This is a genomic window from Novosphingobium sp. IK01, from assembly GCF_033242265.1.
In the GTDB taxonomy this organism is placed as follows: Bacteria; Pseudomonadota; Alphaproteobacteria; order Sphingomonadales; family Sphingomonadaceae; genus Novosphingobium; species Novosphingobium pituita.
This window is the reverse complement of the sequence record NZ_BTFW01000004.1, coordinates 33,400-57,289: the sequence shown is the minus strand read 5'-3', so window position 1 is coordinate 57,289 and position 23,890 is coordinate 33,400. Positions and strand designations below refer to the sequence as shown.

The following is a 23,890-nucleotide window of genomic DNA, read 5'->3' as shown; positions in this document are numbered from 1 at the left end:
CGTCCGTCAATGTGGTGTAAATTCGGGTGTGGCCATCGGGCTGCATTTTCAGGCGGCCTTGGGCGTAATCTGTAGCGGCTGAACCTCCTCGATGATTGGTGTGGCGAGGGCTGCCATGCCCTCAATCTGCATGTAGCGGTGTTGGAGTTGGTATTCGTCGTTCTGCTCGAGCAGAACGGCGCCGACGAGGCGGATGATGCTGTCCTCGTTCGGGAAGATGCCGACGACATCGGCACGGCGCTTCACTTCCTTGTTCAGGCGCTCGAGCGGGTTGGTGCTGTGCAACTTCACCCGGTGCTGCTCGGGGAAGGTCATGTAGGCGAGCACGTCATGCTCGGCGTCGTCCATGCAGGCGCCGAGCTTCGGCCAGCGGGCGCGCAACTGGTCGGCGACCTGGCGCCAGACCTGTGTCGCGGCAGCGTGGTCGGGCTGGAGGAAGACCTGGCGGATAGCGGCGGCAACAACAGTGTTCTGGCCCTTGGGCACGTAGGCCAGGGCATTGCGCATGAAGTGGACGCGGCAACGCTGCCAGGTGGCGCTGAGCACTCGGGTGATCGCTGCCTTGAGGCCCTCGTGGGCGTCGGAGATCACCAGCTTCACGCCAGTCAGCCCCCGCCGTGCGAGGTCCTTGAGGAAATCGGACCAGAACACCTCAGCCTCGGAAGGGCCGATGTGGAGGCCGACAATCTCGCGCTTGCCCTCGGTGTTGACGGCTACGGCGATTATCGCGGCGACGCTGACGATCCGCCCGCCCTCGCGCACCTTGAGGTAGGTAGCGTCGAGCCAGAGGTAGGGCCAATCGCCGGTGAGCGGGCGCTTGAGGAAGGCATGGACGCGCTCCTCGATGTCCTTGCACAGCTTGGACACCGAGGACTTGGAGATGCCGCTCATACCCATGGCCTGGACCAGTTCATCCACGCGCCGGGTGCTGACGCCAGCAATCCACGCCTCCTGGATCACCGCGACCAGCGCTTTCTCAACGGTCTTCCTCGGTTCCAGAAAGCCCGGAAAGTAAGCGCCGGTCCGCAGCTTGGGGATCTTGAGGTTGAGCGTGCCGAGCCGGGTATCGAGGCTGCGGTCGCGGTAGCCATTGCGCCAGGTCGTCCGGTCGCTGGATCGTTCATGGCGGCCAGCACCGACCAAGCCGTCAACGTCGGCTTCCATGATGATCTGCAAAACACTCTCTGCGATTTTGCGCAGAAAATCTCCATCCCCGGTCTTCGCCATCAGTTCGGCAAGCGGTAGTCTGTCGTCGGTCATCGGGATCAACTCCTCGGTGGGCGTGTGAAGTGTGGTAACTCCACCTTACCGATGAGCCCGGTGGCCACCGAGATCGAAATCGCATGGGGTGGGGCATGCCCCACCCCATGCGATCGCCTCAATCTACACCGGAAATTACACCACGAGCGCGGACGCTAACGAGGTGACTTGCCTTCGGCGGTTCGGCGCTGGATATATTCGCGGGTCGGCGGATGGTGGCGCATGCGAACCAAGGCGACGCGGTACAGAGCCGCATTCGCCCGTCGGTTGCCACCGCGGTTGAGCCGGTGACGGTTGGTCTTGCCACTTGATGCCGGCACAGGGCACACGCCGCATAGCTTGGCGAACGCGGCCTCGGATCGGATTCGCTGAGGATTGTCGCCCAAGACAATGAGCATGTCGGCGATAGTACCGGTCGACACGCCAGGCGCATCCATCAATGCCGGTGCGTGGGCACGCACCAACTGCTCGAGGACGGCTTCGTGCTCCTTGATCTCGGCATCCAGCATTAGCCATCGGTTTGCCAATGCGCGTAGCGCCATCTTCGCCGATGCAGTGGTGGATACCAGTGCCCCCGGGCGCAGCGCTGCGATCGCGCGGATAAGCGTCATCTTGCCGGTGATGCATATGAACCGCTCGCGCAACGCCTGTGGCGCGTTCACCAGCATTGTCTTGAGCGTGACCATGGCTTGGGTTCGCGCTTTGAGCGCGGTGTCGCGTGCGATCTTGAGGTGACGGATCATTTCGACGGTGCCATCACCGAGCTTGGGCTCACCGTCAGCATCACCTGCAAGCACGGCCCTTGCAGCGGACTCGGCATCCACGGTATCGGTCTTGCCATGTCGACGCCGGAGCTGCCTGTTGATCCGGCCAACCTCAATGACGCGCAAGCCCTTCGCAACTAACGCACGTGCGAGGCCGGCACCGTATGAGCCAGTTCCTTCGATACCGAACGCGTGCACGGTTCCGTGCTCGGTTGCCCAAGTTGCCACCTGGCGATAACCCTTGCTGGTTACCGGGAACGATGCTGTGGCGAGACGCGCGCCCAGTCCATTGATTGCAACCGCGACGTGAACGTCTTTATGGGTGTCGATGCCGATGACGACGGCGTCTGGTGTGATATCATGCATATTGGTCCTCCAGGCGGGTGGAACCCGAAGGCCCTTCGCGAGCGGACAGGACTGTGACGGGACGGCACTCCCTCAGGCTCCTATCAAGTCACGTTTCGCGACGCCCCGGGTGCAGTCTGGAGGGCCGACAGATCAACGCCATGACACGTGGTCAGTCGTAAGCACGGGTCAGACCTTCCAGACTGCATGCATCTTCTCACAGTCGTGGCAGTTACCACGTCGGCTCATCGAGTGTTCAAGATTGTGAGCCCGGATGAAGGCAGCCCAGTCCATGCTGGTGAACTGCGAGCCCTGGTCCGAATGGACCAACACCCGCTGCTTCGGCTTGCGCCGCCATACCGCCATGTGCAGTGCCTGCAGCACGACATCGGTGGTCTGTCGGCTCTGCATCACCGGTGGCATCACCATTGTCCGCGATTATGTGGCGGGGGCCAAGCTGCGCAGCCGCGAGGTGTTCATACCCCTGAGCCACAAGCCGGGGCACGCACAGGTAGATTTCGGCGAGGCGGACGGGATCATCGACGGCAAGCTGGTGCGGCCGGTTACCAAAGCTACCACCTTTCCCAAGCTTTCGTCGAAATTAACAATTTCGGAGATGTGTGCGTGATCAAGCTTGCTTGCGACCGCGCAGCGCTGCGCCACTTCGAGCTGAAACTTGGCCCACGCATTCTCGCTTGAGGCATTTGCGGACGTCGTTGCGATCGCCGCAGAGAAGCAAAACAGTATGCGCTTCATCTTCATTTCTCGTTCTCAGCGCGGGATGATGCCGGCGGCCTGCTGCCGGCGGATGGCGTCTAGCAGTGCATTGTAGCTGTCGACGGTTTCGGTGAACCCCGCCTGCCGGATCTTCAACATATCGGACACAACGTCGAACTCGGCGCCGAAAACAAAATCCCCGAACCTCCATCCTACCGCTTTCTCGTATGGAACATCAGCGATCTGCTGTTCGCTGGCGAGTTTCGCCCAAAGATCGGCCTGAAGGGGCATGTGTTCAGCGAGACTGATCGGCAGAGGCGGCCCCAGGCTCAGCTCGAGGTCGATGGCAAGACGGGTCCACACGCGCTCCCACCGGAACGGCTCATGAACATAGTTGAAGGCCTCACCGGCGGCAGCGGGCGATTTCGCGGCCCAAAGGCTCGCTCGCGCCAGCGCGCGAGAATCGGTGAGCTGAGCAAAGACATGCCGGTAGACCTTTTCGCTTCCCGGGAATCTGAAAGCTGCGCCGCTGGCGCGGCAAATGGCGGCATACGCCCCGATCACCGTCGCGATGTTCATGGCATTGCCCGCCGCGTCGCCGATAACCACGTCCGGCCGTAAGATCGACCAATCATGTCTTCCGGCCGCCCGTCGTGCGATCAACTCGGCTTCCTGCGTCTGGTAGAAATTGGGGCCCAGATGGCGCGGATTGTCGTCCTCGTAGAACGGTGACCGCACTGGACCGAGATGCACTCCGTAGATTTTTGCGCCTTGGTAGAGCACGACGCGATCGAGCCGCGCACCGATGTTCTCCAGGCCATCTAGCAGGTTACGCAACATCGCGCCGTTCGTGGCATCTTCCTCGGCGAGTCCGCCGCCGCTAGCATAGGCGGCGTAGAAGACGTGCGTGGTATCAGACGCCGCCGCCGCGTCGAGTGCGGCGCGTGTTCCCTCCCGATCGGTTAGATCGGCGAGGACAGTTTGGACGAGTTTATCGCCGCGCCTCGCAAGCGCGCGAACATGCCAGTCTGTTCGATCACGCAGCTCCTCGATCAGGGCCTTGCCAATAATGCCGCTGGCACCTGCCACAAGAGCGACGTTTTGGGTCATATTCCGATCCGTGAAGCATGGGTTTCAGTGCGTGCTTGTATCTGCTTATCCGCGGCGCGGACGATAATGGCGCCTCGCTCCGCGCGCGGCCTCAGGTGAGCAACTGCAGGCGCTCAAGCTTGAGCGGTTCGCCCAATAGCTCGTCGAAGCGCCCCGCGAGCCTTTGGAAAGGTGCGCTGGCCACATGAACGTCCAGGGCGGCATCGTCTTCCCACACTTCGTACATGACGATCGTGCCAGGACGTTCGCAGCTCTGATGCGCGATGTAAGCGGCGCAACCCGGCTCCCTGAGCACATCAGCGGAAATGTCGCGTATTGCGGCCGCCAGGTCTTCTTCCTTCCCAGGTTTCGGAACGAGATAGGCGATCAAACGGACTTCGCCCGTGGTTGCTTCGGATGTCGTATTCACTCGGAGATTCCTTATTTGAGCAGGACGGGACTGAGGTGGTCCCGCCTTCCTGGACAGGTTTGCGGCAAAATTAAGCTCAAGCCGATGTCGTCATGCCGCGAGTTTGGCCATCAGATCATGGGGGGCATGCCCCCCATGATCTGATGGGCCGATTTGCCCATATGCCTCTGTCGGGGTTCTACCGGCAAGGGCGGAATGAGGCCGGTGGTGGTTATAGTAGGTGAACCAGCGCGCCAGGCCCGCCCGCAGTTCGCTGCCGGTCTCGAAGGCGTGGAGATACCCGAGGCAAGGTCGACTACGATAAGTCCGCCGGGTCCCTTCAGCGAACTGTCGGTGATGTAGGCGGTGCCCTCCTTGCCCACTCTAACAGGCTGCGGAAAAAGGCATGTCAAAGCTCGCCATTGGTCCCGTTTTCACCGCTTCCAGACCATGCCGACAGTCATTCTGGCAGGCACCCTTCCCAAGGCGGGCCGCGTTTGGCCGTTCTGGGCGCTGTGAGGCGCAGGGCTAGGCCGCTGCCAGCAGCTTTGGCAGTCTGACGAGGTTGTAGGCGGCGGCGGTCAGCGTGAAGGACCACCCGACGCGTTGCCGTCCGCGATGGCGTGTCTTGCGCATGGTGCCGCAGGTCTTTGCCCATCCGAACACCTCCTCGATCCGCTTGCGGATTTTCTGCGAGAGGCCGTAGCCGGGATGGCGCGTCGTGCGCCGATCGATAGCCGAGCGCCGGTTGGTGTTGTTCTGCGCGACATGCGGGGTGACATCCATTTCGCGCAAGGCCGCGACGAAGGCGGCCGTGTCATAGTTCTTGTCCGCCCCCAGCGTGATCCGGTGGCGCCCCTCCATGCGCTCGAGCATGGTCAACGCGGCCTCGCGCTCTGCGGTGCCGGTGGCATGGGTGAGTTCTGTATCGACCACCAGGCCATTGCGGTTTTCCATGAGGACGTGGGCCATGTGGCACAGCTTGGCCGCTTGGCCGCGCGCCTTCTTGAACAGCCGGGCATCGGGATCGGTCGTCGAGGCATGGGTGGCATTGCTGCGCTTCTCGCCGCGAAAATCGCGTTCGGCATTGCGGCCGCTCGGCCCATCGCCACCGTCATTCCCGGGGCCGCCTTCCTCTTTGGGGCGGAAGCTTTTCACGCTGGCCCAGGCCTCGATCAACGTGCCGTCCACGGAGAAATGATCATCAGAAATAAGCGCCTGCACGCGCGGATGCCGAATGATCGCTGACAGAAATCTGGCCGCAATGTCGCCGGCCAGCAGCCTCTCGCGGTTCTTGGTGAAGACCGTGACATCCCAGATCGGCGCATCCATCGCCAGGCCGACGAACCAGCGGAACAGCAGGTTGTAATCCATCTGCTCCATCAACTGGCGCTCCGAGCGGACCGAATAAAAGGCTTGCAAAAGCAAGGCGCGCAGGAGCTTCTCAGGCGGGATCGAGGGCCTGCCGATGCGGGAATACAGGCCGTCGAAATCTGCCGACAGCACATCCAGCGCCTCATCGACAATGGCCCGGATCGCGCGCAGCGGATGATTGGGCGGTACCCGGGCTTCGCAACTCACGTAAGAAAACAGCCCCTCGCTCCGTTCGTCCCCGCCCCGCATCACCGTCCCTTCAACATCACGCTACGCGATCCTGGAATCAGCAATAGTGCCTGCGCGCAAGGGCCTTTTTCCGCAGCCTGCTAAGCGAGAACAAAACCTGTATCCCTGAAAGGTAGCTGGGTTTTGTGGACCAAATCATATTCAGAGACGCATTCTGTGGACGCATCTTGGCGAGATTTCGGTATCTTGTAGGGACTGTCCACAGAACGCTCGGTTTGTAGACGCTCCGAAACCAACGGAAACAGGGCATTATGCGTTAGCGTTGTCTGGCGTACCATCCACGCTCTCCCCTCAACCGCGGTCAGGGATCGTTCGGCATGGGCAAACGCTATGCCGCATGAGGCTCGCACCGCGTAAATGGGCGTGACAGGTTCGCGGATCGGTCGTTAACAGGACGACGATCGATCCGTGGAGCCCGTCATGCGTTTTTCCCGCCGTCTTGCCGCTGTCCTGCTCGCCGCGCCGCTGGCGGTTCCCATGGCGATGGCCCACCCGGCAAAAGCCCCTTCGACAGTCGATCGCGTGACGATCACCCGCGACGAATGGGGCATTGCCCACGTGTCGGGACAGACTGACGCCGATGCGGTCTATGGCATGATCTATGCTCAGGCCGAAGACGATTTTCCCCGGATCGAACGCAATTACCTGGTCAATCTGGGCCGCCTGTCCGAAGCGGAAGGGGAAAGCGCGATCTGGCAGGATTTGCGCCAGCGCCTGTTCATCGACCCCGACCGGCTCAAGGCGGACTATGCGCAAAGCCCGCTCTGGCTGCGCAAGCTGATGCAGGCATGGGCCGACGGGCTCAACGCATGGCTCGCCGATCATCCCAAGGCGAAACCGCTGGTCCTCACCCATTTCGAACCGTGGATGGCGCTTTCGTTCAGTGAAGGCAGCATCGGCGGCGATATCGAGCGAGTGCCGCTGTCGCAGTTGCAGGCCTTTTACGATCACAAGCAAGTGGCGATGACCGCCGCCGAACGCGGGCTGATCTGGCAGGAACCGAAAGGGTCGAACGGCATCGCCATCGCGCCCTCACGGACGAAGGACGGCCATGCGCTGCTGCTGATCAATCCGCATACCAGCTTCTTCTTCCGCTCCGAATTGCAGATGACCAGCCGCGAAGGCCTCAATGCCTATGGCGCGGTCACGTGGGGGCAATTCTTCATCTATCAGGGGTTCAACGCCCATGCCGGATGGATGCACACGTCGAGCGGGATCGACAACGTCGACGAGTTTGCCGAAACCGTCGTCGACTCCCCGACCGGGGCCAAAGGCTATCGCTATGGCGGGCAGATCCGCCCGCTTGCGAAAAACACGATCACGCTGCGCTATCGCCGCCCCGACGGAACCATGGCGAGCCGCAGTTTCACCACATGGGCCAGCCACCACGGCCCGATCGTGCGCGAGGAAGGGGGCAAGTGGATTGCCTTTGCCCTGATGAACCGCCCCGTCGCCGCACTCGAACAAAGCTATCTGCGCACCAAGACCCGCGACCTCTCCGAATTCCTCAAAGTCGCCGAGCGCAAGGCGAACAGTTCGAACAACACACTCTTTGCCGATGACAAGGGCGAGATCGCCTATCTCCATCCGCAATTCGTGCCGATCCGCGATACCCGGTTCGATTATACGAAGCCTGTCGACGGCAGCGATCCCGCGACCGACTGGCGCGGCCTTCATGCGCTCGATACTCTGCCGAGCGTGCTCAATCCGAAGAACGGCTGGGCCTTCAACACCAACAACGCGCCCTGGACTGCCGCTGGTGCGGACAGCCCCCGGAAAGCCGACTACCCCGTCTATATGGACGAACTGGGCGAAAACCCACGTGGCCCCCATGCGGAAAAGGTGCTGGGCGAGCGGCGGGACTTCACGCTGCCTGCGCTTATCTCGGCTGCCTACGATCCCTGGCTTCCGGCGTTCGAGCACCTTTTGCCCCCGCTGTTCGACGCGGCAGCCTCCGACCCCGGCAATGCCGACCGACAGGCCGCGATCGCCCTGCTCAAAGGCTGGGACCGGCGCTGGTCGGCCGGTTCGACGGCGACGACGCTCGCTGTCAACTGGGGCGAAGCGCTCTGGGCCAAGCGCGGCGACCATCCCGATCCCGAGGATGACAGCACATCGGTCTGGGACTGGATGGAACGCCATGCGAGCCCGGCACAGCGCCTTGCCGCGCTCGACGAAGCGATCGCGCGGCTCAAAGGCGATTTCGGCGACTGGCGCGTGCCGTGGGGGGACATGAACCGCTATCAACGCAACGACGGCGCCATCGACCAGGTGTTTTCGGATGCGAAACCATCGACCCCAATCCCCTTCGCCAGTGCGCGTTGGGGCTCGCTCGCCTCGTTCGGGGCGAAACGCTATCCGGGAACGAAACGCTATTACGGCACCAGCGGCAACAGTTTCGTCGCCGCCGTCGAATTCGGCCCCCGCGTCACCGCCCGCGCCGTCAGCATCGGCGGGGAAAGCAACGTCCCGGCCTCTCCCCATTTCTCCGATCAGGTCAGCAGCTACGCCACCGGAGACTTGCGCCCGGTGCATTTCTGGCCGGACGACCTCGCCGCGCATACGACTTCCACCCGCATCCTCCTGCGGCGTTAGGAGAAGCACGCCTTTGCATGGTCATCAAAGCAGATTAGCCCGTCTTATTCATGAGCCAGTCGGGCTTTGGATTTCCGGGCTTGATGTGGCGTTGGCCGCGTGACCTGGGCGAGCGCCGGCGGCGGCGTATTTCGCCGGGTCAGGATCGATGGGCTTTTCGGGGTTGAACGGACGAGGGTTGGGGTTTTCTGCGGCATGGCCGCGCTGGCTATGTTGGTGCAAGCCGGAGGTTGATGGCGATGGTCTTGAACACCTCGGCATCGGGGCAGGCTGAGGCGAAGGCGATACGGATTCGCGAGGCGCTCTCGATGACCCGGGCGGCAACCTTGAGCAGCCGCAAACGCAGCGTTGCGAACTCTGCGGTGGCAAGTGCTGCGGCCTTGGGGATTTCCTGGCTGATGCGCCACAAGAGCCAGTAGGCGGCGGTGTGCAGGATGAGGCGCATCTGGTTGGCATTGGCCGATCGGCACGAAGTGCGGTCGCTGGCCAATTGCGTCTTGTGTCGCTTGATCAGGTTCTCGGCCTGGCCGCGCGCGCAGTAGAGCGTGTCGTAGATATGCTCGGCCGAGCCTTCGGTCAGCGAGGTGACGACATAGCGGATGTCCATACCCAGCGTGCTGGCCTCGATCCGCGCGACGACGCGGCGTTGGCCCTTCCAGCTTTTGGCGCCGTAGCGGGTCTGGGCATAATGGCGCAGGACCGGGCATTGGCGCTGAGCCCGCTTGACCGCGCAGGCATCGGCGGCAGCGACGATGGCCGGATCGGCTCGCAGCGAGGCGTTGGTCGGCAGGCCGAACACGTAATCGACACGGTGCGCCTCGTGACCTGCCCCCCGTCAGTCCCTCGATCATAACGAGAGTCCAGCAGTTAAATACGATGCCCCCTGCGCCTGCACAAGCGCGTCGTGCGTGATGGCTTCGTCCTGCTCGAACGCTCGACGCGCTTGTGCAGGCGTTCGATTTCCCAAAGATGAGTGTGGCCGGACGTGGTTGTAATCGTAGCGCCAGATGGCCAGCTTCCGGCGGGCATCGGCCAGGCTGTCGAACAGTTCCTCGTTGAGGAATTCATCGCGCAGCGAGCCGTTGAAGCTCTCGATGAACCCGTTCTGCTGAGGCTTGCCCGGGTCGATGTAATGCCACTCGATCCCATTCTTGCCGGCCCATTCGAGGATGGCCCGACTGGTGAATTCGGTGCCATTGTCGCTGACAATGCAGGCCGGTTTGCCATAGAGCCGCACCAGCGTGTCGAGTTCACGCGCCACCCGGGCACCAGAGATGCTGGTATCCGCGATCAGGCACAGGTTCTCGCGGAAGCAGTCATCATTGATGGCCAAAATCCTGAACTTGCGTGATGCGCCGAAGGTGTCGGACACAAAGTCCATCGACCAGCGTGCCCCCGGTGCCAGCGGCACGGGCATCGGCGTGCGGCTGCCCCGCGCCCGTTTGCGGCCACGCCGCCGCCCCACTGACAAGCCTTCCTCCCGATAGAGCCGGTAGAGCTTCTTGTGGTTCATGATCATCCCCTTGCGTTCGAGCATGATGCCGATCCGCCGGTAGCCAAACCGGCGGCGCTTGCCCGCAACCTCCTTCATGGCGGCACGGATGGCGCTATGGTCAGGCGGGCGTTCGCGCCGAACCGTCTTGGGATCGACACCAATCAGCACGCAGGCCCGGCGTTGCGAGATATCATAGTCCCGCAACACCCGCCGCACTGCGTCCCGCCGCTGGCCCGGTGTCGTCAGACTTTTCCCAGCAAGTCCTTCAGGATCGCGTTGTCGAGCATGCTGTCGGCCAGCAGGCGCTTCAACTTGCCGTTCTCGTCCTCAAGCTGGCGCAGGCGGCGGGCGTCGGATACCTCCAATCCGCCGTATTTGGCCTTCAGCTTGTAGAACGTGGCCGTGCTCAGCCCATGTTTGCGGCAAACCTCCACAGTCGGCAGCCCGGCCTCCTGCTCCTTGATCATCCCGATAATCTGCGCCTCGGTGAAACGGCTCTTCCTCATGCGTCTGCTCCTTGCAGTTGGCAGACTCTACATCAGAATGAGGGATCTTTCGGGGGGCAGGTCACAGGGCATTGCGCATGAAGTGGACGCGGCAGCGCTGCCAACTGGCGCAGAGCAGCTTGGACACCGCCGCCTTGATGCCCTCATGGGCGTCAGAGATGACCAGCTTAACCCCGCGCAGGCCCCGGCGCGCCAGCTTGCGCAGGAAGGCGGTCCAGAAGGGGTCGGCCTCCGAGGCGCCGATGTCCATGCCCAGCACCTCGCGCCGACCATCGCTGTTGACGCCCACAGCAATGATTACCGCCACCGAGACGATCCGGCCGTTCTGTCGCACCTTCACATAGGTCGCGTCGATCCACAGGTATGGCCAGTCGCCCTCGATCGGACGATCCAGGAAGGCGTGGACGCGCTCGTCAATGTCCTCGTACAGGCGGCTGACCTGGCTCTTGGAGATGCCCTCCATCCCCAGCGCCTTGACCAGATCGTCGACCGAGCGCGTTGATATGCCATGGATATAGGCCTCCTGGATGACGGCGGTCAGCGCCTTCTCGGCCATCCGGCGCGGTTCCAGAAAACCGGGAAAGTAGCTGCCCTTGCGCAATTTCGGAATCCGCAGCTCGACAGTCCCCGCCCGGGTCTGCCAGTCACGCTCGCGATAGCCATTGCGCTGGACGAGGCGCGTGGCGGACTTCTCCATCAACCGCTCGGCGGCAAAGGAGATCATGTCGCGCAAAATATCCGCGTCGGGAGCCTTCTCCACCAGCGCGCGCAGGTGCATCATGGGGTCGGTCATCGTGGTCCTTCCGAATGGTTTGAGCTTCGCAACCCAAGCCTATCCGAAATTCACGGTGACCACCTCAGCCCCCAGTTACACCACGCTGGGGGACACGATCCTACACGCCAGCATTCCTCGGCTGAGGATAAAATCAGGATCGTACTCGAAGGCCTGCGCGGCGAGGGACATGCTGAATCTTTATGACTGATTTCGCACTGGACTGAAGCACTATTGAAGCATAAAACGTAATAAACCTTCAATGGAGCCTTGCGTGGCCGATCCAAATGCAATCCTGTCCCAGATAGGCGATCTCGCTCAGGCAGGCGAGAAGATGATCGAGCGGCTGCGCAAGCGCGCGTTCCTGCCCGAGAGCCGCAAGGGCCTCAACGTGCGCTTCGGTATCGCCGAGGCCGCACAGCTGCTGGGCTGCTCCACCAACCGCATCCGCATGGCCGAGGACGACGGGCGCCTGCCCCCTCCCCCCGCCGGGGAGAACGGGCGGCGTCTGGGCTATTCGGTGCAGGACATGCTCAACATGCGCGAGGTGCTGGGCGCCTCCCCCGCCCGCGCTCCGCTGGACGTGCCCGCCATGATCGCGGTGCAGAACTTCAAGGGCGGCGTCGGCAAGTCCACCGTCACCACCCACCTCGCGCACTATTTCGCGGTGCAGGGCTACCGCGTGCTGGTGGTCGACTGCGACAGCCAAGCAACCACCACCACCTTATTCGGCTTCAACCCGCACTTCAACATCACGCGGGAGGAGACGCTCTACCCCTACCTCTCGATCGACCCGACGCAGGCCGACCTGCTCTATGCAGTGAAGGCAACGCCCTGGCCCAACGTCGATCTGATCCCGTCGAACCTTGAGCTGTTCGATGTGGAATATGAACTCGCCGCCGCCGGGGCGGACGGGCAGTCGGTGCTCGCCGCGCGTTTCCGCAAGCTGAAGCAAGGGCTGACTGATCTTGCCCGCAATTACGACATAGTGCTGCTCGACCCGCCCCCGGCGCTGGGCACGATCAGCTTGGCCGTGATGCAGGCCGCCAACGCGCTGCTGGTGCCGCTGGCGGCGACGACGCCGGACTTCTGCTCGACCGTACAGTTCCTCTCAATGATGGATCAGGTGCTGGATCAACTGACGCAGGCCGGGATCGAGGTAGACTACTCCTTCGTGCGCCTGCTGTGCTCCAAGTTCGACGGCAACGATCCCAGCCACGAGATGGTCCGCGCCATCATGGAACAGACTTTCGGCCCGGCCCTGCTGCCCGTGCCGATCCTCGAAAGCGCCGAGATCAGCCACGCGGCGATGCGGATGATGACAATCTACGAATTGGAAAAACCCATCGGCACGCCACGCACGCACAAGCGCTGCAAAGCCAACCTCGACGAGGCGATGGGCCAGATCGAACAGCTGGTTCGCACCGGATGGGGCCGCAGCCAGAAAGTGGACGAGGAGCTGCTGGTCAATGGGTGAGCGCGTTGGACTTGTTTCCCCGGGGAAACATCATTGGGCGGTGAATGGAATTTTCCATTCCTACACCCGCGATGTCCGCAATATGTTCCGATTCAGTTTCCCGCGTTCGAGGTAATTCATGGCACGCAAGCAATCCGACTATCTCGCCGCCCTGCTCTCCGACGACGATGCACCCTCCCCTGCCCCGGCGGCGGAACCCGCAGCCGAACGCGCTCGCAGCACCACGCTGCTGGGCCGCGAAAGCGCCCTCGCCCGCGTGGCCAGCGGCGAAGTGCGGCAGGTGACGCAGCTGCTGCTCGATCCCGCGCGGGTGCGTCCGTGGTCTGGCAATGCCCGCAGCTATGCGCACCTGACGGAAGAGTCCTGCCGCGAACTGCTCGATTCGATCATCGCCGAGGGTGGCCAGAAAGTGCCCGCCGTGGTCCGCCGGATCGAGGGGGATGCGGCACACGACTACGAAGTTATCGCCGGCACCCGCCGCCACTGGGCGATCTCCTGGCTGCGTGCGCACTCCTACCCCGACATGCAGTTTGTGGCTCAGGTCGCACAGCTGGACGACGAAGCCGCCTTCCGCCTCGCCGATATCGAGAACCGCGCGCGAAAGGATGTGTCCGACCTTGAACGCGCACGCAACTATGCCGAGGCGATGAAGCTGCACTACGGCAGCCACCTCACCCGCATGGCCGAGCGACTGAAGGTGTCCAAGGGCTGGCTCTCCAAGATGCTCAAGGTCGCCGCGCTTCCCGATGGCGTGATCGCCGCCTTCCCCTCGCCCGCCGATGTCCAACTCAAGCCCGCCTACGCTCTGGCGCAGGCGCTCGACGACAAGGACAAGGCCCCCGCCATCCGCAAGGAAGCCACCCGGCTTGCAAAGGACCAGGCCGCCCGCCGAGAAGCAGATCGCCCTGCCCTGCCCGCCGCCGACGTGCTGCGCACCCTGCTTGCCGCACCCGATACGGCGCGCGAAAAGCCGGTGATGCACAGCATTCCAAACAGTCGCACAGGACGCCCGGTGGCCTCGCTCCAGTCGCATAACCGTCAAGGAGTGACGGTGCGGCTCCACGCCGGATCGGGAGCGAACTTCGAGGAAACCGTGAACGCCGTTCGCGTGCTGCTCGCGCAACTGGAAGCCGAAGGCAAAGGGTTGCAGGCGTGATGGAAGTCGAAGGGAAGATGCGAGGGCCATTGCCTTCGCGCTCCCGGAACTGGTATCATCACACGCACAGTGGCATTGTTCTTTGTCGCTGCAGTCGCAATGACGAAAGCAGGGTAATGTGCCGCAGGCTTTTCATGTCGCCCGCCTCAAGGTGGGCGCGACATGAAGCTGCGTGCGTCACCTCGACGGTATCGCGGGGCAGGGGCGCTGGCCTCTACTCTTCCTCTTCCCCTGAAAATGTCTGGCTTCGCCGAGATTCGCTTCGCTACGTTTCCCCGGGGAAACGAGCCGAAAGCGAGTTCACCGAAGGTAAACACACCACATGACCCGCGCACGCAAGACCTCCGTCAGCGAGCAGTTCGACCTGTTCCTCCCCTATATTGCCGACCTGCCCTTGCGCGATCAGCGCGAGATGATGGAGCGGCCGTTCTTCTCCCTCGCCAAGACCAAACGTACCAAGCCAATCGACTACACCAGCCCTGACGGCAAAGTGCATGTCCATGTCAGCGCCAACCCGGACTATGGCATGGCGACGATCTGGGACGCGGATATCCTGATCTACTGCGCCAGCATGCTCGCCGACATGGCACGGCGCGGTGCGAACGACGTGCCGCGCACGCTGCACCTGATGCCCTATGACCTGTTGCGCGCGATCGGGCGGCCGACGACGGGGCGGGCCTACGAACTGCTGGGGCAGGCACTGGATCGCCTCGTCTCGACTACGATTAAGACCAACCTGAGGGCGGAGAACAGGCGCGAGGCGACGTTTTCGTGGCTCGATGGCTGGACCCAGCTGGTGGATGAGAAGACCGAGCGTTCGCGCGGGATGACGATCGAGCTATCCAACTGGTTCTGGGAAGGCGTGATGATGAAGGGCGGGGTGCTTTCCATCGACCGTGCCTATTTCGACATCACCGGCGGGCGCGAACGCTGGCTTTATCGTGTGGCGCGCAAGCATGCAGGCGGCGCGGGCGAGGGTGGTTTCGCAATCTCCATGCCAGTGCTGTTCGAGAAATCAGGCGCCGAGGGCCAGTACCGCCGGTTCAAGTTCGAGATGCTCAAGTTGGCCGAAAAGAACGACCTTCCCGGCTATGCGTTGAGCATGGAGACGGCAAAGGACGGCGAGCCGATGATTCGCATGAAGCGAGTGGACGGGAAAGGAGAAGCAGAGGTTTCGTTGCCTGCGGCACCGAAGGAAGAAAGGGAAGAATGCGAGGAGCAAAGCCCCTCGCGCTCCCATGAACAGTCTCGTCGAGATAGCCAACAACCACAGGTTCATGAGGCAGCCCTGCACCGGGAGACATCATACGATGGCAATGCGCACCCCGCCGAAGCTGCGCGCACGAAGACCCCAGCAAAGAAGGCTAGGGTCATGGCTTCAGAATTTCCTACTTCCTCTTCCGCAGATGTTTCCCCGGGGAAACGCGTCGAAGTCATCGACGCCCGAAAGCTCATCCGCTCCACCCTTGCCGGCCTTTCCGACAAGGCCACGCGCGGGTTCATGACTGACGAAACGATCGACCTCTTGCGTCGTGAGTGTCCAGGGTGGGATCTTCACGCGCTTCATGTCGAGTTCGAGCGCTGGGTCAATGCCGATCAGGAGCGGACGCCTGCCGACTGGCAGCGAGCCTTCATTGGTTGGGTGAAGCGCCACCATGTAAAGCACCGCCACCAGTTGCGCGGCTGAAATGCTTCATGATGATCGGTCACCGCCTTGCACAGGCGCAGGAACTAGTGGTCCGTCAAGGGCCCCTTGGCGGCATTGACGTTTGCCCCGTATATCCAGAACTGCAGGCTGTAGATGCCATAAACATGATCGATGCTGGGGCCGCGACCTTCGGATATGTAGCCGCGCCGCCCCGTAGTCCGGCGACGGGGGGCGAGCAGGCGCCATTGTAGCGGCGTTCCGGTGCAGAAATCGCGTTCCTTCGATTCCACGACCTCCTTGTGCAACGCGGCGATGTAGGCTGCTTCGCCGGGGCCGGTGAGCCAGTCGTAGTCCGGTTCACGGAGCCGTTTTGTCTCACACATCAGTCATATCGCATGGTCTAGGGCAGGAGCAGGGGGGGCCCCGGATATTCGGTAAGGAGAGAATCTCCGTTCGGGGTGACAGCTAGGTTGTCCTTCCCGCCTGTCACGATAGGAACGGTCGCGAGGGGCGTTCCCAAAGTGTCGCGTGTGGACAGGAACGGGGGTCAGGTCTGGCGGAAAAGAATCTGAATTGAACGTCCTCTTGCTCGAGGGTGCGTAAAGTGATTCAAAAATCCAACAGCGTGCAAAACCATCGACACTCCGGGAACGTGGCGGCGGCGGGCTTCGACCTTTCGGGAACGATACGACGATCTTTTGGGAACAGCAGCGCCGACACTTCGGGAACACAATCACGACACTTCGGGAACGCACGTTTCGACCAACTCGCCTGAATTACTGGGCTCGAAGGGACCGTCAGCGCCTTTAACCTTGTAACAGTTCTCTATAAACCCTTCTAACCTATTTGAAGCCTCTGGTAATTCTGAAAGGGGTTGAGGGGCACGCAGCAAGGTCAGTCGGTTCCTTCTTGGTCCAGCCTGTACGATAGCGGAGCCGTTTCACCGGAGACAACGGCAAGGTGGGATCGTCCCACACAAAACCTTGGGCAGGCAGTAGGTGAACCATTCCGCGTCATATCCCCGAGCTGCCAACATCCATTGCGCTTTGGGCAAGTCGTCGAGCAGGGTTTACGCCAGCTCTTCACCAATGCAGTCGCCTAGCTCGCGGAGCAGGACAGCGAATTTGTCGGGGTTCTCGCGCTGCAAACGCTCGAGATTGATCGCTTTCCACCGCAGCGCGGGCAGTTCGGCGATCTCCGGATCAAGGCCTACCGCTGCCCAGTCGGGCGCGCGTTCGTGGAAGGACATAAGGAACCGCCTGTTGGCGGGCTGTCGCATCCGTTCCCCAAGTTCACTGATCAGCCGCTCGCGCGCGTCGAGCAGCGCCTCGAGCGGCAGGTCCGTGACAGTCAGGCCGAGAAACTCGGCGCCATATTGATCGCGGATGTCGAGCCGGTGCGGACACAGCAACTCATGCGCAGGGCGCGGGTGACTGACGAGGTAGATGAGGAACGCCTTGAAGAGGTCATCGCTGATCCCTTCATTGACGAAGAGAAAGTGGATGTCGAACAAATCGCGCGGATGCTGGCGGTCGAGCGCGGCTGCGATCTTGCCAGCGTAGAGATCGGCCTCGGACACCAGCTGCATCTCGGCAAATCCGAAACGGTCTTCGACTGCGGGGCTAACCGATCGGACGGCCGGCGGAAAGACCGTCCCGCGCAACACCGGCGAGACCTCGATCTTGATCGTCACGCCGTTAGCTTGCACGACAAGGCGCTTGCCATCGGGAAGCAGGCGGCGCTCGACCGCCATGCGGCCACCCCGTTCGAGACGGCCGGCGACCCGTTCGAGTCCATCTCGAACGGCCTGCAACGAGCTGTCGCGATCGGCAACCGGCAGGTACACGAGGTCGATGTCGACCGACAGGCGTGGGAGATCCCGCACGAACAGGTTGATCGCCGTTCCTCCCTTGAGCGCAAAGATCTCCTCCTGCGCGATTTCCGGGATGGCGCGGACCAGAAGGCGTACCTGGTCCGCATAGATTTGCGCCGTCATTGGTTTTCACTTTCGGTTTTGGGACCGAAGGCTTCCGGTACCGTGATCTGATAACGCGCATCAAGTCGGCCACCGGGGACGAGCTGGCGCTTGCCCCGGCCCAGATCGATGACGTCGCGATCGATCCGCTTCGCCCAGCCATGAGCGTGACGATCGGCGAAGAACAGGAACAGTCGCTTGGCTCTGATTCTCGTGCAACCCTTCAGCAGCTTCGTTAACAGACGGGGGCGAAGCGTGGTGAGGTTTTCGAAAATCTTGTCGGCATGGTCGAAGCTGAGGCTCGCAGGCACGTCATCCATCAGCTCTATCGCCGCGCGTTCGGCGTTGGCGACGCGGAGGAAATGGTCCCAGGCTTCGCTGGCCTGTGGCGAAGTAGCTATATCGCCGAGCCGCGCGGTGCCGAGATCGAAGCGGTGCCAGTCAATGCCAAGGCCGGATGCCTCGAACAGCCCACGTCGGTGCATGGCGAGCTGGGCATCCGTCGACAAGGTCGCAAGCCAGGAGGGCGCTATATGGTCCGGATCGTAGAGATGGATCGTCCGCCCGCCGCCGAGCCGCGCAAAATGCCCAAGACCGTGCAGCTCAAGGGCGGTCATGCCGCCGACATAGAGATCGCCGAGCGCGGCCCGCTGCGCGGACATCACGGCCATGTCCCATCGCAGCAATGCTGCGGTACCTTGCGTGGTCGTGCGCCGATAGACGCGGGGCGCGACGCGCTCGAGCCAACCGCGCCGAACATAATCATGGACCGACGTGCGCGCGACGCCCTGCGCCTGCAACCACGCCGAATCCACGAGCAGACCCGGCGGCAACGCCGTGAGAAGATGGTTCAGAGTTTGGCGTTTTTGTCCGTCCATAACGAACCAAATATCGTATTTCTGAACCACTGACAAGGAGTGGTTTATAATGCCGAGATTTTGTTCGTCTATAACAAACAAATTGCGATATAAATGAACCAATCGGCATCCAGCGTCAGCGCGCCCGATTACGCTCAGGTGTCGATCACGATGGAAGCCGACTTCTGCATCGAGGCGCTTGAGAAAGCGCTGGCGGAGCGGATCGACTGGCGTAACCCGCAGTATTCTTGGCGTCCGCAAAGCGCCGGATAGGCCAGCCACTTTTTTCACCTTCCGGCGCGTTTTTGGCTTTAACGCCGCTTCGATCTGTGATTCCATGCCCGTCGTGGACACGGTCGCATCGACCCTCCCGGACGACGTCGAAGCGCTCAAGGCGCTGCTGTCCGCCGCGCTCGAACGCGCCGACGAGGCCGAGGCGCGCCTCGCCAATGCCATGGTTCGTGAGAGCGCGACCGAAGCGATGATCGCCCACCTCAAGCTGCAGATCGCCAGGCTGCGCCGCGAGCAATATGGCGCTAGCGCCGAGCGCAGCCGTCGGCTTCTCGACCAGCTTGAGCTTCAGCTGGAAGACCTCGAGGCCGATGCCTGCGAGGATGACCTGGCCGCCGAAGAGCCGACGTTGCTGCCTTCGCGCGCAAGCGACCAAGCCGCAAGCCGTTCCCCGAACATCTCCCGCGTGAGCGCGTTGTCATCCCCGCGCCGTGTTCGTGCCCGTTCTGCGGGGGCGCGCGCCTGTCGAAGCTGGGCGAGGACGTGACCGAGACGCTCGAAGTGATCCCGCGCCAGTGGTAAGGTGATCCAGACGGTCCGCGAGAAGTTCTCCTGTCGAGATTGCGAGGCGATCACGCAGCCTCCGGCGCCGTTCCATGTCGTGCCGCGCGGATGGGCCGCGCCCCAGTTTCCTTGCCATGCTGCTGTTCGAGAAGTATGGCCAGCACCAGCCCCTCAACCGCCAGGCCGAGCGCTTCGCGCGCGAAGGCGTGGTGCTCAGCACGTCGACGCTGGTCGACTAAGGGCTGTGGGGATTCAGCGTGAATTGATGACGGCTGCGGCGAGGTAGATCATGGCCGAGAAACTCTGGTCGGTTTTACAGGCCCTCATTGCAATGCGCTTGAACTCTTTGAGTTTGCAGAAATAGTTCTCAATAAGGTGCTGCCATTCATACATCGTGGCGTCGATTTTGAGCTTCTGGGCGCGTGCGGGGCGCTGTGAAATGACGACCTGAGCGCCCCGCTGGTCCAGTTCTTCGACGATCCAGTTTGAATCGAACGCCTTGTAGCCGAGCAGGGCATCGAACTGGATGTCCTTGATCAACGGTGCAACGCCGATGGTGTCGAACTGATGGCCCGGCAATAGCTCAAAGCGGACGAGGTTGCCCAAGGCATCTATCAGCGCCAAGATCTTGGTCGTCATGCCGCCTTTGGAGCCGACAATGGCCTGGCTCTGAGTCCCCCTTTTGCACCTTGGCCGTGCCGGTGAACCTTGACGATGGTGGCATCGACCATGGCGTATTCCATGTCCGGCTCCTCGGATGCCGCACGCAGGAAGAGCCGTGGTAAGCGCGCTGGCATGATCTATCCGATCGCGCTGGAAGCCGTGCAGCGCCTCGATGCCCTGTTCGAGATCGAGCGTGGCATCAACGGCAAGGCGACCGAAGAGCGCCTCACCGTCCGGCAGGAACTCGGCGCACCGTTGATGACGGATCTGCACGCCTGGCTCACCGCCCAACTCGCGAAGCTCTCGCGCAGCCACGATCTGGCCAAGGCTATCAACTACATGCTCCGGCGCTGGGATGCCTTCACCCGGTTCTTGGGCGATGGCCGGATCTGCATCACGAACAATGCCGCCGAGCGAGCACTGCGCTGCGTGCCCCTCGGGCGCAAGGCATGGCTGGCATCGAGCCAGAGGTAGGGCCAGTCGCCGGCGAGCGGGCGCTTGAGGAAGGCATGGACGCGCTCGTCGATGTCCTTGCACAGCTTCGACACCGATGACTTTGAGATGCCGGTCATGCCCATCGCCTGCACCAGTTCGTCGACGCGCCGGGTGCTGACGCCGGCGATCCACGCCTCCTGGATCACCGCGACCAGCGCCTTCAGGTCCAACAATCAGGGAATTTTCAAAGCCCACTCTTGCGGAGAATTACACGCCCACTGACAGATATCCTCGCTACCATCGGGATCGGCCATCCGCCTGCGCGAAGTTCTTTCTCCCGGCACGACCACGATCGCGTATTCCTACGACTTTGGCGACGATTGGCAGCATACCCAATCCGCTTGACCGACTGAATTATCGCGTGTGAATATCGGTTCGCGATCTGCTCCCCACCCGGGCAGCATCAAATCGGAATGGGTGGGCGATATCGCCGGAATCCGCAGTCCGGGGAACTACCTTGCCGCCGTCAAACACGTCTGCATCCGCCTTTGGCCCACGGCATGATGGTCCACCTGTCAAATCGAATTGAGAGGCCCGCTCACGCGCCCTCTTCCCTTCCACGTTTTGCCAGATTTTCTTGATGGTGGAGTGGGCTTAATGTAGGTGGAGGTAGTCAGATAGGTATAGCAGGATATGCCAAGAGTCACCAATGTATACATTGGCATCTTGTCGTCCGCTGCACGGGGCTTTGAGTGAATGATCGTAACGTCGAGATTGTCTGACGAACTGGGGGCCGAGATTGATCGTCTCGCGTCTGCCAGCGGACAGTCTCGCGCGGCGTGGATTGCCAGCGCATTGCAGCGTGCGGTGCTGTCATCGGACAATGACAGCGTGCCGGTCATGGATGTGCAGAGCAGGGGCCGTCCTGACGATTATCTGCGCGTGACTGTGCGTCTCCACCGTCACGAGATCGAGGCCATCGACAAGGTTTCTTCCCGCATGGCCTTGGCCCGGTCGGCATGGATCAAGCGCACTTTGCGGTGGGCGCTTTGGGACAAAGCCGGGGAGCTTCGTCTTTCCCCGTTGATGCAGTCTGAGCTTGGAAAGCTGCGCAAGGAAATCGTGCGCATCGGTCAGAACATCAATCAGGCGGTCCATGCGATGAATGCGGCGAACCAGCCAGAAAGCTCGCTCGATATTGCCAAGATCGCGCCGCAGTTCCTCGACACTTGCACCGACTTGAAGAGCATCGTTTTCGCCGCCAGGCGCGAGGTGTCGAGCTGCATCGGGGGTGAAGTCGGCTACTGGATCGAGGCCCACAAGCTGGCGCGCGAGGGCGCGAGCCAGTGAGCTTTCGCTTTTCCTCTGGCACGCTAGATTCTCTCGCTGGCGTTTATGCACCCGCCAAAAAGCACAAGGCGGGCAGCGGTGGAGGTCATGCGCACGGGCCTCATAGCGGCGGTGAATTTCTCGCGAAGCTTTTCCATTCTTCGCCCAAGCAATCGCAGGATGGGCGCCTAAGTCCGCAAGCGAAGCGCGCTTTCGGCGGAGGCACTTCGGCGGCTGCAACAGGGCGCGCTATTCACGCGATGGAGCGCACAGCGCGGCGGTCGCCAGAGGTTGTCGTGCGCATCACCGGGCGGCAAAATGGTGGCGGTCATGTCCTTGCAAACTTCGCCTATATCAGCAGGCTTGGTCATGGCGACGACGTTCAGGTTCCGCTCTACACCAGCGACGGGGACGTTCTGCGCGATGGCAAGGACATGCAGGTTCTTGCCCAGGATTGGCAGGAGTGGGAAGTCGGTGGCGAGGACAGGCGCAAGGGGGCCACGTCGATTTCGATGGTCCTTTCGATGCCTGCCAAGACCGATCCCGAGGCGCTGAAGGCTTCGGCACTCGACTTCGCACGCGAAGAGTTTTCTAACCGCGCTTGGGTTGCCGCGCTTCATTTGGATCGCGATCACCCGCACGTTCACCTTACGATTGCGCGCCGCGACCAAGACGGTAGGCGTTTCCATCCGAACCGCGACGACCTGTTTCGTTATCGTCAGCGTTTCGCCCAGAAGCTTCGGGATAGGGGGATCGAGGCGAATGCGACCCCTGCTCGCGCGCGCGGGATTGACCCGAAGCATGAGCCGATTGCGGCGAAGAAAATGCGCGAAAAGGGGCTGGTGCCCCGGATCGACAAGAGCCGCGCAGAGCGCGCTCAAAAGTTCCGAGACAGGGGCGTTGCTGATCCTGTGAAGCGGGTTCTGGCCGATCGCCACGCCGTCGTTTTGCAGACCTATTCCGCTTCGATCATGGAGCTGTCATCGTCGCCTTCATTGGCCGACCAGGTGACGGCGCAAATGCTCTCGAAGTTCATCGAGGCGATGCCGGAACCGGAAAGCAATTCGGAGCGGGCTGCCCGTTTGGCGCATTCCTCTCGTGAGGTTCTGGACGCTGGTAAACCTCTCGATCCTGTTGAGGCGGCGCTCGCAAAAGCGGCGGCTGCGCGCAGTCGTATTGAGGCAGAGAGGAAGGAGCGCGGCGCGCGCGATCCTGCCCAAACTTCACTGTCTCCGGGCGCGCATACGGTGCCTGAAACCGATATGTCCGAGCGGTTGCGGGCGCTTCGTGAGGCGACCAATGATCTAGCGTCGGAAAACTTTCTCAAGCAATTGAACGACCGTGTTCAGCAGGCACGCGACCTCCATCGTGAACCGCTTGAACGGGATCGCACGAAGGATCGTGGGGGGCCTGGGCGATGACCATCAAACGTTTGGTCGTGTCCCACGGCATGGAATAGTGCGATTATCCGGTTAAATCTGTTACCGGATAATTTTGATAACCTGCATTGAAAAACACGGGGTGACCTGTCCCCCGCGCGCGAGTTCCTCGATCATAACGAGAGTCCAGCTGCTAAATGCGTTCCGCGCCAGCGGCGCGAAGAGCGTCGATCTGCAACGCCAGATTTTGCTCTCCGGTGGACACGCGGGCATAACCGAACTTCATGTCAGAAACTCCCAAGGATTGATAACCTCGATCCCGCCCGCGAGGAACGGGCCGCTATCGCGCGTTGCAACCGGACAGCCATGGGCAGCGGCGATAGCCGCAATGTAGCCGTCAGGGGTGGGGAAGCCTTTTCCTGCCGCTCTGGCGGCAGCGGCAAGGCGCGCATAGGTCGCCGCCGTGCACAGCGGCGTCGGCCCTGGGGAAGACAGGCCAGACCAAAGCCCATTTCGGCAATCGTGATGGTGGTGAGATACAGAGTATCGAACACCTGCGCATCGAGCCAAGCCATCACAGAGGGGGAAGGGGAGGGCTTGG

The 23,890-nt window shown here is 62.0% G+C and carries 21 protein-coding genes and 6 pseudogenes; 11 read left to right on the top strand and 16 right to left on the bottom strand.

The genetic code is table 11. The features are described 5' to 3' along the window. Nucleotides 1-48: 48 nt before the first annotated feature. The 7 genes and pseudogenes from SBI20_RS17535 to SBI20_RS17505 all read right to left on the bottom strand — a co-directional run bounded on the left by SBI20_RS17535 (nucleotide 49) and on the right by SBI20_RS17505 (nucleotide 6,207). Nucleotides 49-1,260 carry an IS256 family transposase gene (locus SBI20_RS17535; protein WP_317976314.1) on the bottom strand — a complete coding sequence of 404 codons (1,212 nt, stop codon included), beginning with the start codon at nucleotides 1,258-1,260 and terminating at the stop codon, nucleotides 49-51. Between the two features lie 155 nt (nucleotides 1,261-1,415). Next, nucleotides 1,416-2,390 (bottom strand): IS110 family RNA-guided transposase, encoded by a 975-nt coding sequence (locus SBI20_RS17530; RefSeq protein ID WP_317976313.1) that lies wholly within the window; start codon nucleotides 2,388-2,390, stop codon nucleotides 1,416-1,418. A 201-nt stretch (nucleotides 2,391-2,591) separates the two neighbouring features. Further along, nucleotides 2,592-2,780, bottom strand: a pseudogene (locus tag SBI20_RS17525) (DDE-type integrase/transposase/recombinase); the annotation flags it as partial. Nucleotides 2,781-3,140: 360 nt separating this feature from the next. Next, nucleotides 3,141-4,196, bottom strand: coding sequence for an SDR family oxidoreductase (locus SBI20_RS17520; RefSeq protein WP_317976285.1), 1,056 nt, complete (start codon nucleotides 4,194-4,196; stop codon nucleotides 3,141-3,143). A 91-nt stretch (nucleotides 4,197-4,287) separates the two neighbouring features. Further along, a complete protein-coding gene (locus SBI20_RS17515) occupies nucleotides 4,288-4,605 on the bottom strand; it encodes a putative quinol monooxygenase (RefSeq protein ID WP_317976312.1) in 318 nt (105 codons plus the stop codon). A gap of 90 nt (nucleotides 4,606-4,695) precedes the next feature. Next, nucleotides 4,696-4,884, bottom strand: a pseudogene (locus tag SBI20_RS17510) (integrase core domain-containing protein); the annotation flags it as partial. 228 nt (nucleotides 4,885-5,112) lie between these two features. Then, on the bottom strand, nucleotides 5,113-6,207 hold the full coding sequence (locus SBI20_RS17505) for an IS5 family transposase (protein WP_317973627.1): 1,095 nt from the start codon (nucleotides 6,205-6,207) through the stop codon (nucleotides 5,113-5,115). A 420-nt stretch (nucleotides 6,208-6,627) separates the two neighbouring features. On the opposite strand from SBI20_RS17505, the gene SBI20_RS17500 reads away from it, so the two are divergent. Continuing rightward, nucleotides 6,628-8,802 (top strand): penicillin acylase family protein, encoded by a 2,175-nt coding sequence (locus SBI20_RS17500; protein ID WP_317976311.1) that lies wholly within the window; start codon nucleotides 6,628-6,630, stop codon nucleotides 8,800-8,802. Nucleotides 8,803-9,010: 208 nt separating this feature from the next. Here SBI20_RS17500 and SBI20_RS17495 read toward each other — a convergent pair. The 3 genes and pseudogenes from SBI20_RS17495 to SBI20_RS17485 form a co-directional block, all read right to left on the bottom strand. Further along, nucleotides 9,011-9,637: pseudogene (locus tag SBI20_RS17495) on the bottom strand (transposase); the annotation flags it as partial. A 12-nt stretch (nucleotides 9,638-9,649) separates the two neighbouring features. Further along, a protein-coding gene (locus SBI20_RS17490; protein ID WP_411911489.1) for an IS3 family transposase occupies nucleotides 9,650-10,803 on the bottom strand; the annotation gives its coding sequence in 2 pieces (ribosomal slippage) (nucleotides 9,650-10,545 and nucleotides 10,545-10,803; 1,155 coding nt in all). A gap of 64 nt (nucleotides 10,804-10,867) precedes the next feature. Then, nucleotides 10,868-11,596, bottom strand: a pseudogene (locus SBI20_RS17485) (IS256 family transposase); the annotation flags it as partial. Between the two features lie 313 nt (nucleotides 11,597-11,909). Here SBI20_RS17485 and SBI20_RS17480 point away from each other — a divergent pair. From SBI20_RS17480 to SBI20_RS17470, 3 genes are all read left to right on the top strand, one after another. After that, a complete protein-coding gene (locus SBI20_RS17480) occupies nucleotides 11,910-13,052 on the top strand; it encodes an AAA family ATPase (protein WP_317976319.1) in 1,143 nt (380 codons plus the stop codon). Nucleotides 13,053-13,170: 118 nt separating this feature from the next. Further along, entirely contained in the window at nucleotides 13,171-14,208 is a 1,038-nt protein-coding gene (locus SBI20_RS17475; protein WP_317976310.1) for a ParB/RepB/Spo0J family partition protein, read from the top strand. A 322-nt stretch (nucleotides 14,209-14,530) separates the two neighbouring features. Then, a complete protein-coding gene (locus SBI20_RS17470; RefSeq protein ID WP_317976309.1) occupies nucleotides 14,531-15,895 on the top strand; it encodes a replication initiator protein A in 1,365 nt (454 codons plus the stop codon). A gap of 44 nt (nucleotides 15,896-15,939) precedes the next feature. Here SBI20_RS17470 and SBI20_RS17465 read toward each other — a convergent pair whose 3' ends face one another. From SBI20_RS17465 to SBI20_RS17455, 3 genes are all read right to left on the bottom strand, one after another. After that, a complete protein-coding gene (locus SBI20_RS17465; protein WP_317976308.1) occupies nucleotides 15,940-16,239 on the bottom strand; it encodes a hypothetical protein in 300 nt (99 codons plus the stop codon). A 686-nt stretch (nucleotides 16,240-16,925) separates the two neighbouring features. Then, nucleotides 16,926-17,852 carry a nucleotidyl transferase AbiEii/AbiGii toxin family protein gene (locus tag SBI20_RS17460; protein WP_317976307.1) on the bottom strand — a complete coding sequence of 309 codons (927 nt, stop codon included), beginning with the start codon at nucleotides 17,850-17,852 and terminating at the stop codon, nucleotides 16,926-16,928. Then, the gene (locus SBI20_RS17455; protein ID WP_317976306.1) at nucleotides 17,849-19,027 is read right to left on the bottom strand and encodes a type IV toxin-antitoxin system AbiEi family antitoxin domain-containing protein; all 1,179 of its coding nucleotides are present in this window, start codon (nucleotides 19,025-19,027) and stop codon (nucleotides 17,849-17,851) included. The genes SBI20_RS17460 and SBI20_RS17455 overlap by 4 nt, the downstream gene beginning before the upstream one ends. Here SBI20_RS17455 and SBI20_RS17450 point away from each other — a divergent pair. The 3 genes from SBI20_RS17450 to SBI20_RS17440 all read left to right on the top strand — a co-directional run bounded on the left by SBI20_RS17450 (nucleotide 19,026) and on the right by SBI20_RS17440 (nucleotide 19,722). Continuing rightward, nucleotides 19,026-19,466, top strand: a complete 441-nt coding sequence (locus SBI20_RS17450) for an IS66 family transposase (RefSeq protein WP_317976305.1) — start codon at nucleotides 19,026-19,028, stop codon at nucleotides 19,464-19,466. The genes SBI20_RS17455 and SBI20_RS17450 overlap by 2 nt on opposite strands. Further along, nucleotides 19,442-19,501 carry a hypothetical protein gene (locus SBI20_RS17445; RefSeq protein ID WP_317976318.1) on the top strand — a complete coding sequence of 20 codons (60 nt, stop codon included), beginning with the start codon at nucleotides 19,442-19,444 and terminating at the stop codon, nucleotides 19,499-19,501. The genes SBI20_RS17450 and SBI20_RS17445 overlap by 25 nt, the downstream gene beginning before the upstream one ends. A gap of 74 nt (nucleotides 19,502-19,575) precedes the next feature. Continuing rightward, nucleotides 19,576-19,722, top strand: a complete 147-nt coding sequence (locus tag SBI20_RS17440) for an IS66 family transposase (RefSeq protein ID WP_317976304.1) — start codon at nucleotides 19,576-19,578, stop codon at nucleotides 19,720-19,722. A 13-nt stretch (nucleotides 19,723-19,735) separates the two neighbouring features. Here SBI20_RS17440 and SBI20_RS17435 read toward each other — a convergent pair whose 3' ends face one another. Then, complete coding sequence (locus SBI20_RS17435) at nucleotides 19,736-20,122, bottom strand: transposase (protein WP_317976303.1); 387 nt, start codon at nucleotides 20,120-20,122, stop codon at nucleotides 19,736-19,738. Between the two features lie 117 nt (nucleotides 20,123-20,239). Between SBI20_RS17435 and SBI20_RS17430 the strand changes: the two are divergent. Next, nucleotides 20,240-20,602, top strand: a pseudogene (locus SBI20_RS17430) (IS66 family transposase); the annotation flags it as partial. On the opposite strand, the pseudogene SBI20_RS17425 reads toward SBI20_RS17430, so the two are convergent. After that, nucleotides 20,596-20,802 (bottom strand): annotated as a pseudogene (locus SBI20_RS17425) (transposase); the annotation flags it as partial. The pseudogenes SBI20_RS17430 and SBI20_RS17425 overlap by 7 nt on opposite strands. 64 nt (nucleotides 20,803-20,866) lie before the next feature. On the opposite strand from SBI20_RS17425, the gene SBI20_RS17420 reads away from it, so the two are divergent. The 3 genes from SBI20_RS17420 to SBI20_RS17410 all read left to right on the top strand — a co-directional run bounded on the left by SBI20_RS17420 (nucleotide 20,867) and on the right by SBI20_RS17410 (nucleotide 23,331). Further along, a complete protein-coding gene (locus tag SBI20_RS17420) occupies nucleotides 20,867-20,986 on the top strand; it encodes an IS1096 element passenger TnpR family protein (RefSeq protein ID WP_317976317.1) in 120 nt (39 codons plus the stop codon). 351 nt (nucleotides 20,987-21,337) lie between these two features. Then, nucleotides 21,338-21,931, top strand: a complete 594-nt coding sequence (locus SBI20_RS17415) for a hypothetical protein (RefSeq protein ID WP_317976302.1) — start codon at nucleotides 21,338-21,340, stop codon at nucleotides 21,929-21,931. Then, entirely contained in the window at nucleotides 21,928-23,331 is a 1,404-nt protein-coding gene (locus SBI20_RS17410) for a relaxase/mobilization nuclease domain-containing protein (protein ID WP_317976301.1), read from the top strand. Before SBI20_RS17415 ends, SBI20_RS17410 begins: the two co-directional genes overlap by 4 nt. Nucleotides 23,332-23,482: 151 nt before the next feature. Here SBI20_RS17410 and SBI20_RS17405 read toward each other — a convergent pair whose 3' ends face one another. Then, the gene (locus SBI20_RS17405; RefSeq protein ID WP_411911571.1) at nucleotides 23,483-23,575 is read right to left on the bottom strand and encodes a recombinase family protein; all 93 of its coding nucleotides are present in this window, start codon (nucleotides 23,573-23,575) and stop codon (nucleotides 23,483-23,485) included. Nucleotides 23,576-23,890 lie beyond the last annotated feature (315 nt).

What these genes read in the sequence shown, in the direction of transcription:
- SBI20_RS17535 (WP_317976314.1), bottom strand. Translation starts at nt 1,260, where the DNA reads ATGACCGACGACAGACTACCGCTTGCCGAACTGATGGCGAAGACCGGG.
- SBI20_RS17530 (WP_317976313.1), bottom strand. Translation starts at nt 2,390, where the DNA reads ATGCATGATATCACACCAGACGCCGTCGTCATCGGCATCGACACCCAT.
- SBI20_RS17520 (WP_317976285.1), bottom strand. Translation starts at nt 4,196, where the DNA reads ATGACCCAAAACGTCGCTCTTGTGGCAGGTGCCAGCGGCATTATTGGC.
- SBI20_RS17505 (WP_317973627.1), bottom strand. Translation starts at nt 6,207, where the DNA reads ATGCGGGGCGGGGACGAACGGAGCGAGGGGCTGTTTTCTTACGTGAGT.
- SBI20_RS17500 (WP_317976311.1), top strand. Translation starts at nt 6,628, where the DNA reads ATGCGTTTTTCCCGCCGTCTTGCCGCTGTCCTGCTCGCCGCGCCGCTG.
- SBI20_RS17480 (WP_317976319.1), top strand. Translation starts at nt 11,910, where the DNA reads ATGATCGAGCGGCTGCGCAAGCGCGCGTTCCTGCCCGAGAGCCGCAAG.
- SBI20_RS17475 (WP_317976310.1), top strand. Translation starts at nt 13,171, where the DNA reads ATGGCACGCAAGCAATCCGACTATCTCGCCGCCCTGCTCTCCGACGAC.
- SBI20_RS17470 (WP_317976309.1), top strand. Translation starts at nt 14,531, where the DNA reads ATGACCCGCGCACGCAAGACCTCCGTCAGCGAGCAGTTCGACCTGTTC.
- SBI20_RS17465 (WP_317976308.1), bottom strand. Translation starts at nt 16,239, where the DNA reads ATGTGTGAGACAAAACGGCTCCGTGAACCGGACTACGACTGGCTCACC.
- SBI20_RS17460 (WP_317976307.1), bottom strand. Translation starts at nt 17,852, where the DNA reads ATGACGGCGCAAATCTATGCGGACCAGGTACGCCTTCTGGTCCGCGCC.
- SBI20_RS17450 (WP_317976305.1), top strand. Translation starts at nt 19,026, where the DNA reads ATGCCCGTCGTGGACACGGTCGCATCGACCCTCCCGGACGACGTCGAA.
- SBI20_RS17455 (WP_317976306.1), bottom strand. Translation starts at nt 19,027, where the DNA reads ATGGAATCACAGATCGAAGCGGCGTTAAAGCCAAAAACGCGCCGGAAG.
- SBI20_RS17440 (WP_317976304.1), top strand. Translation starts at nt 19,576, where the DNA reads ATGTCGTGCCGCGCGGATGGGCCGCGCCCCAGTTTCCTTGCCATGCTG.
- SBI20_RS17435 (WP_317976303.1), bottom strand. Translation starts at nt 20,122, where the DNA reads ATGACGACCAAGATCTTGGCGCTGATAGATGCCTTGGGCAACCTCGTC.
- SBI20_RS17415 (WP_317976302.1), top strand. Translation starts at nt 21,338, where the DNA reads ATGATCGTAACGTCGAGATTGTCTGACGAACTGGGGGCCGAGATTGAT.
- SBI20_RS17405 (WP_411911571.1), bottom strand. Translation starts at nt 23,575, where the DNA reads ATGAAGTTCGGTTATGCCCGCGTGTCCACCGGAGAGCAAAATCTGGCG.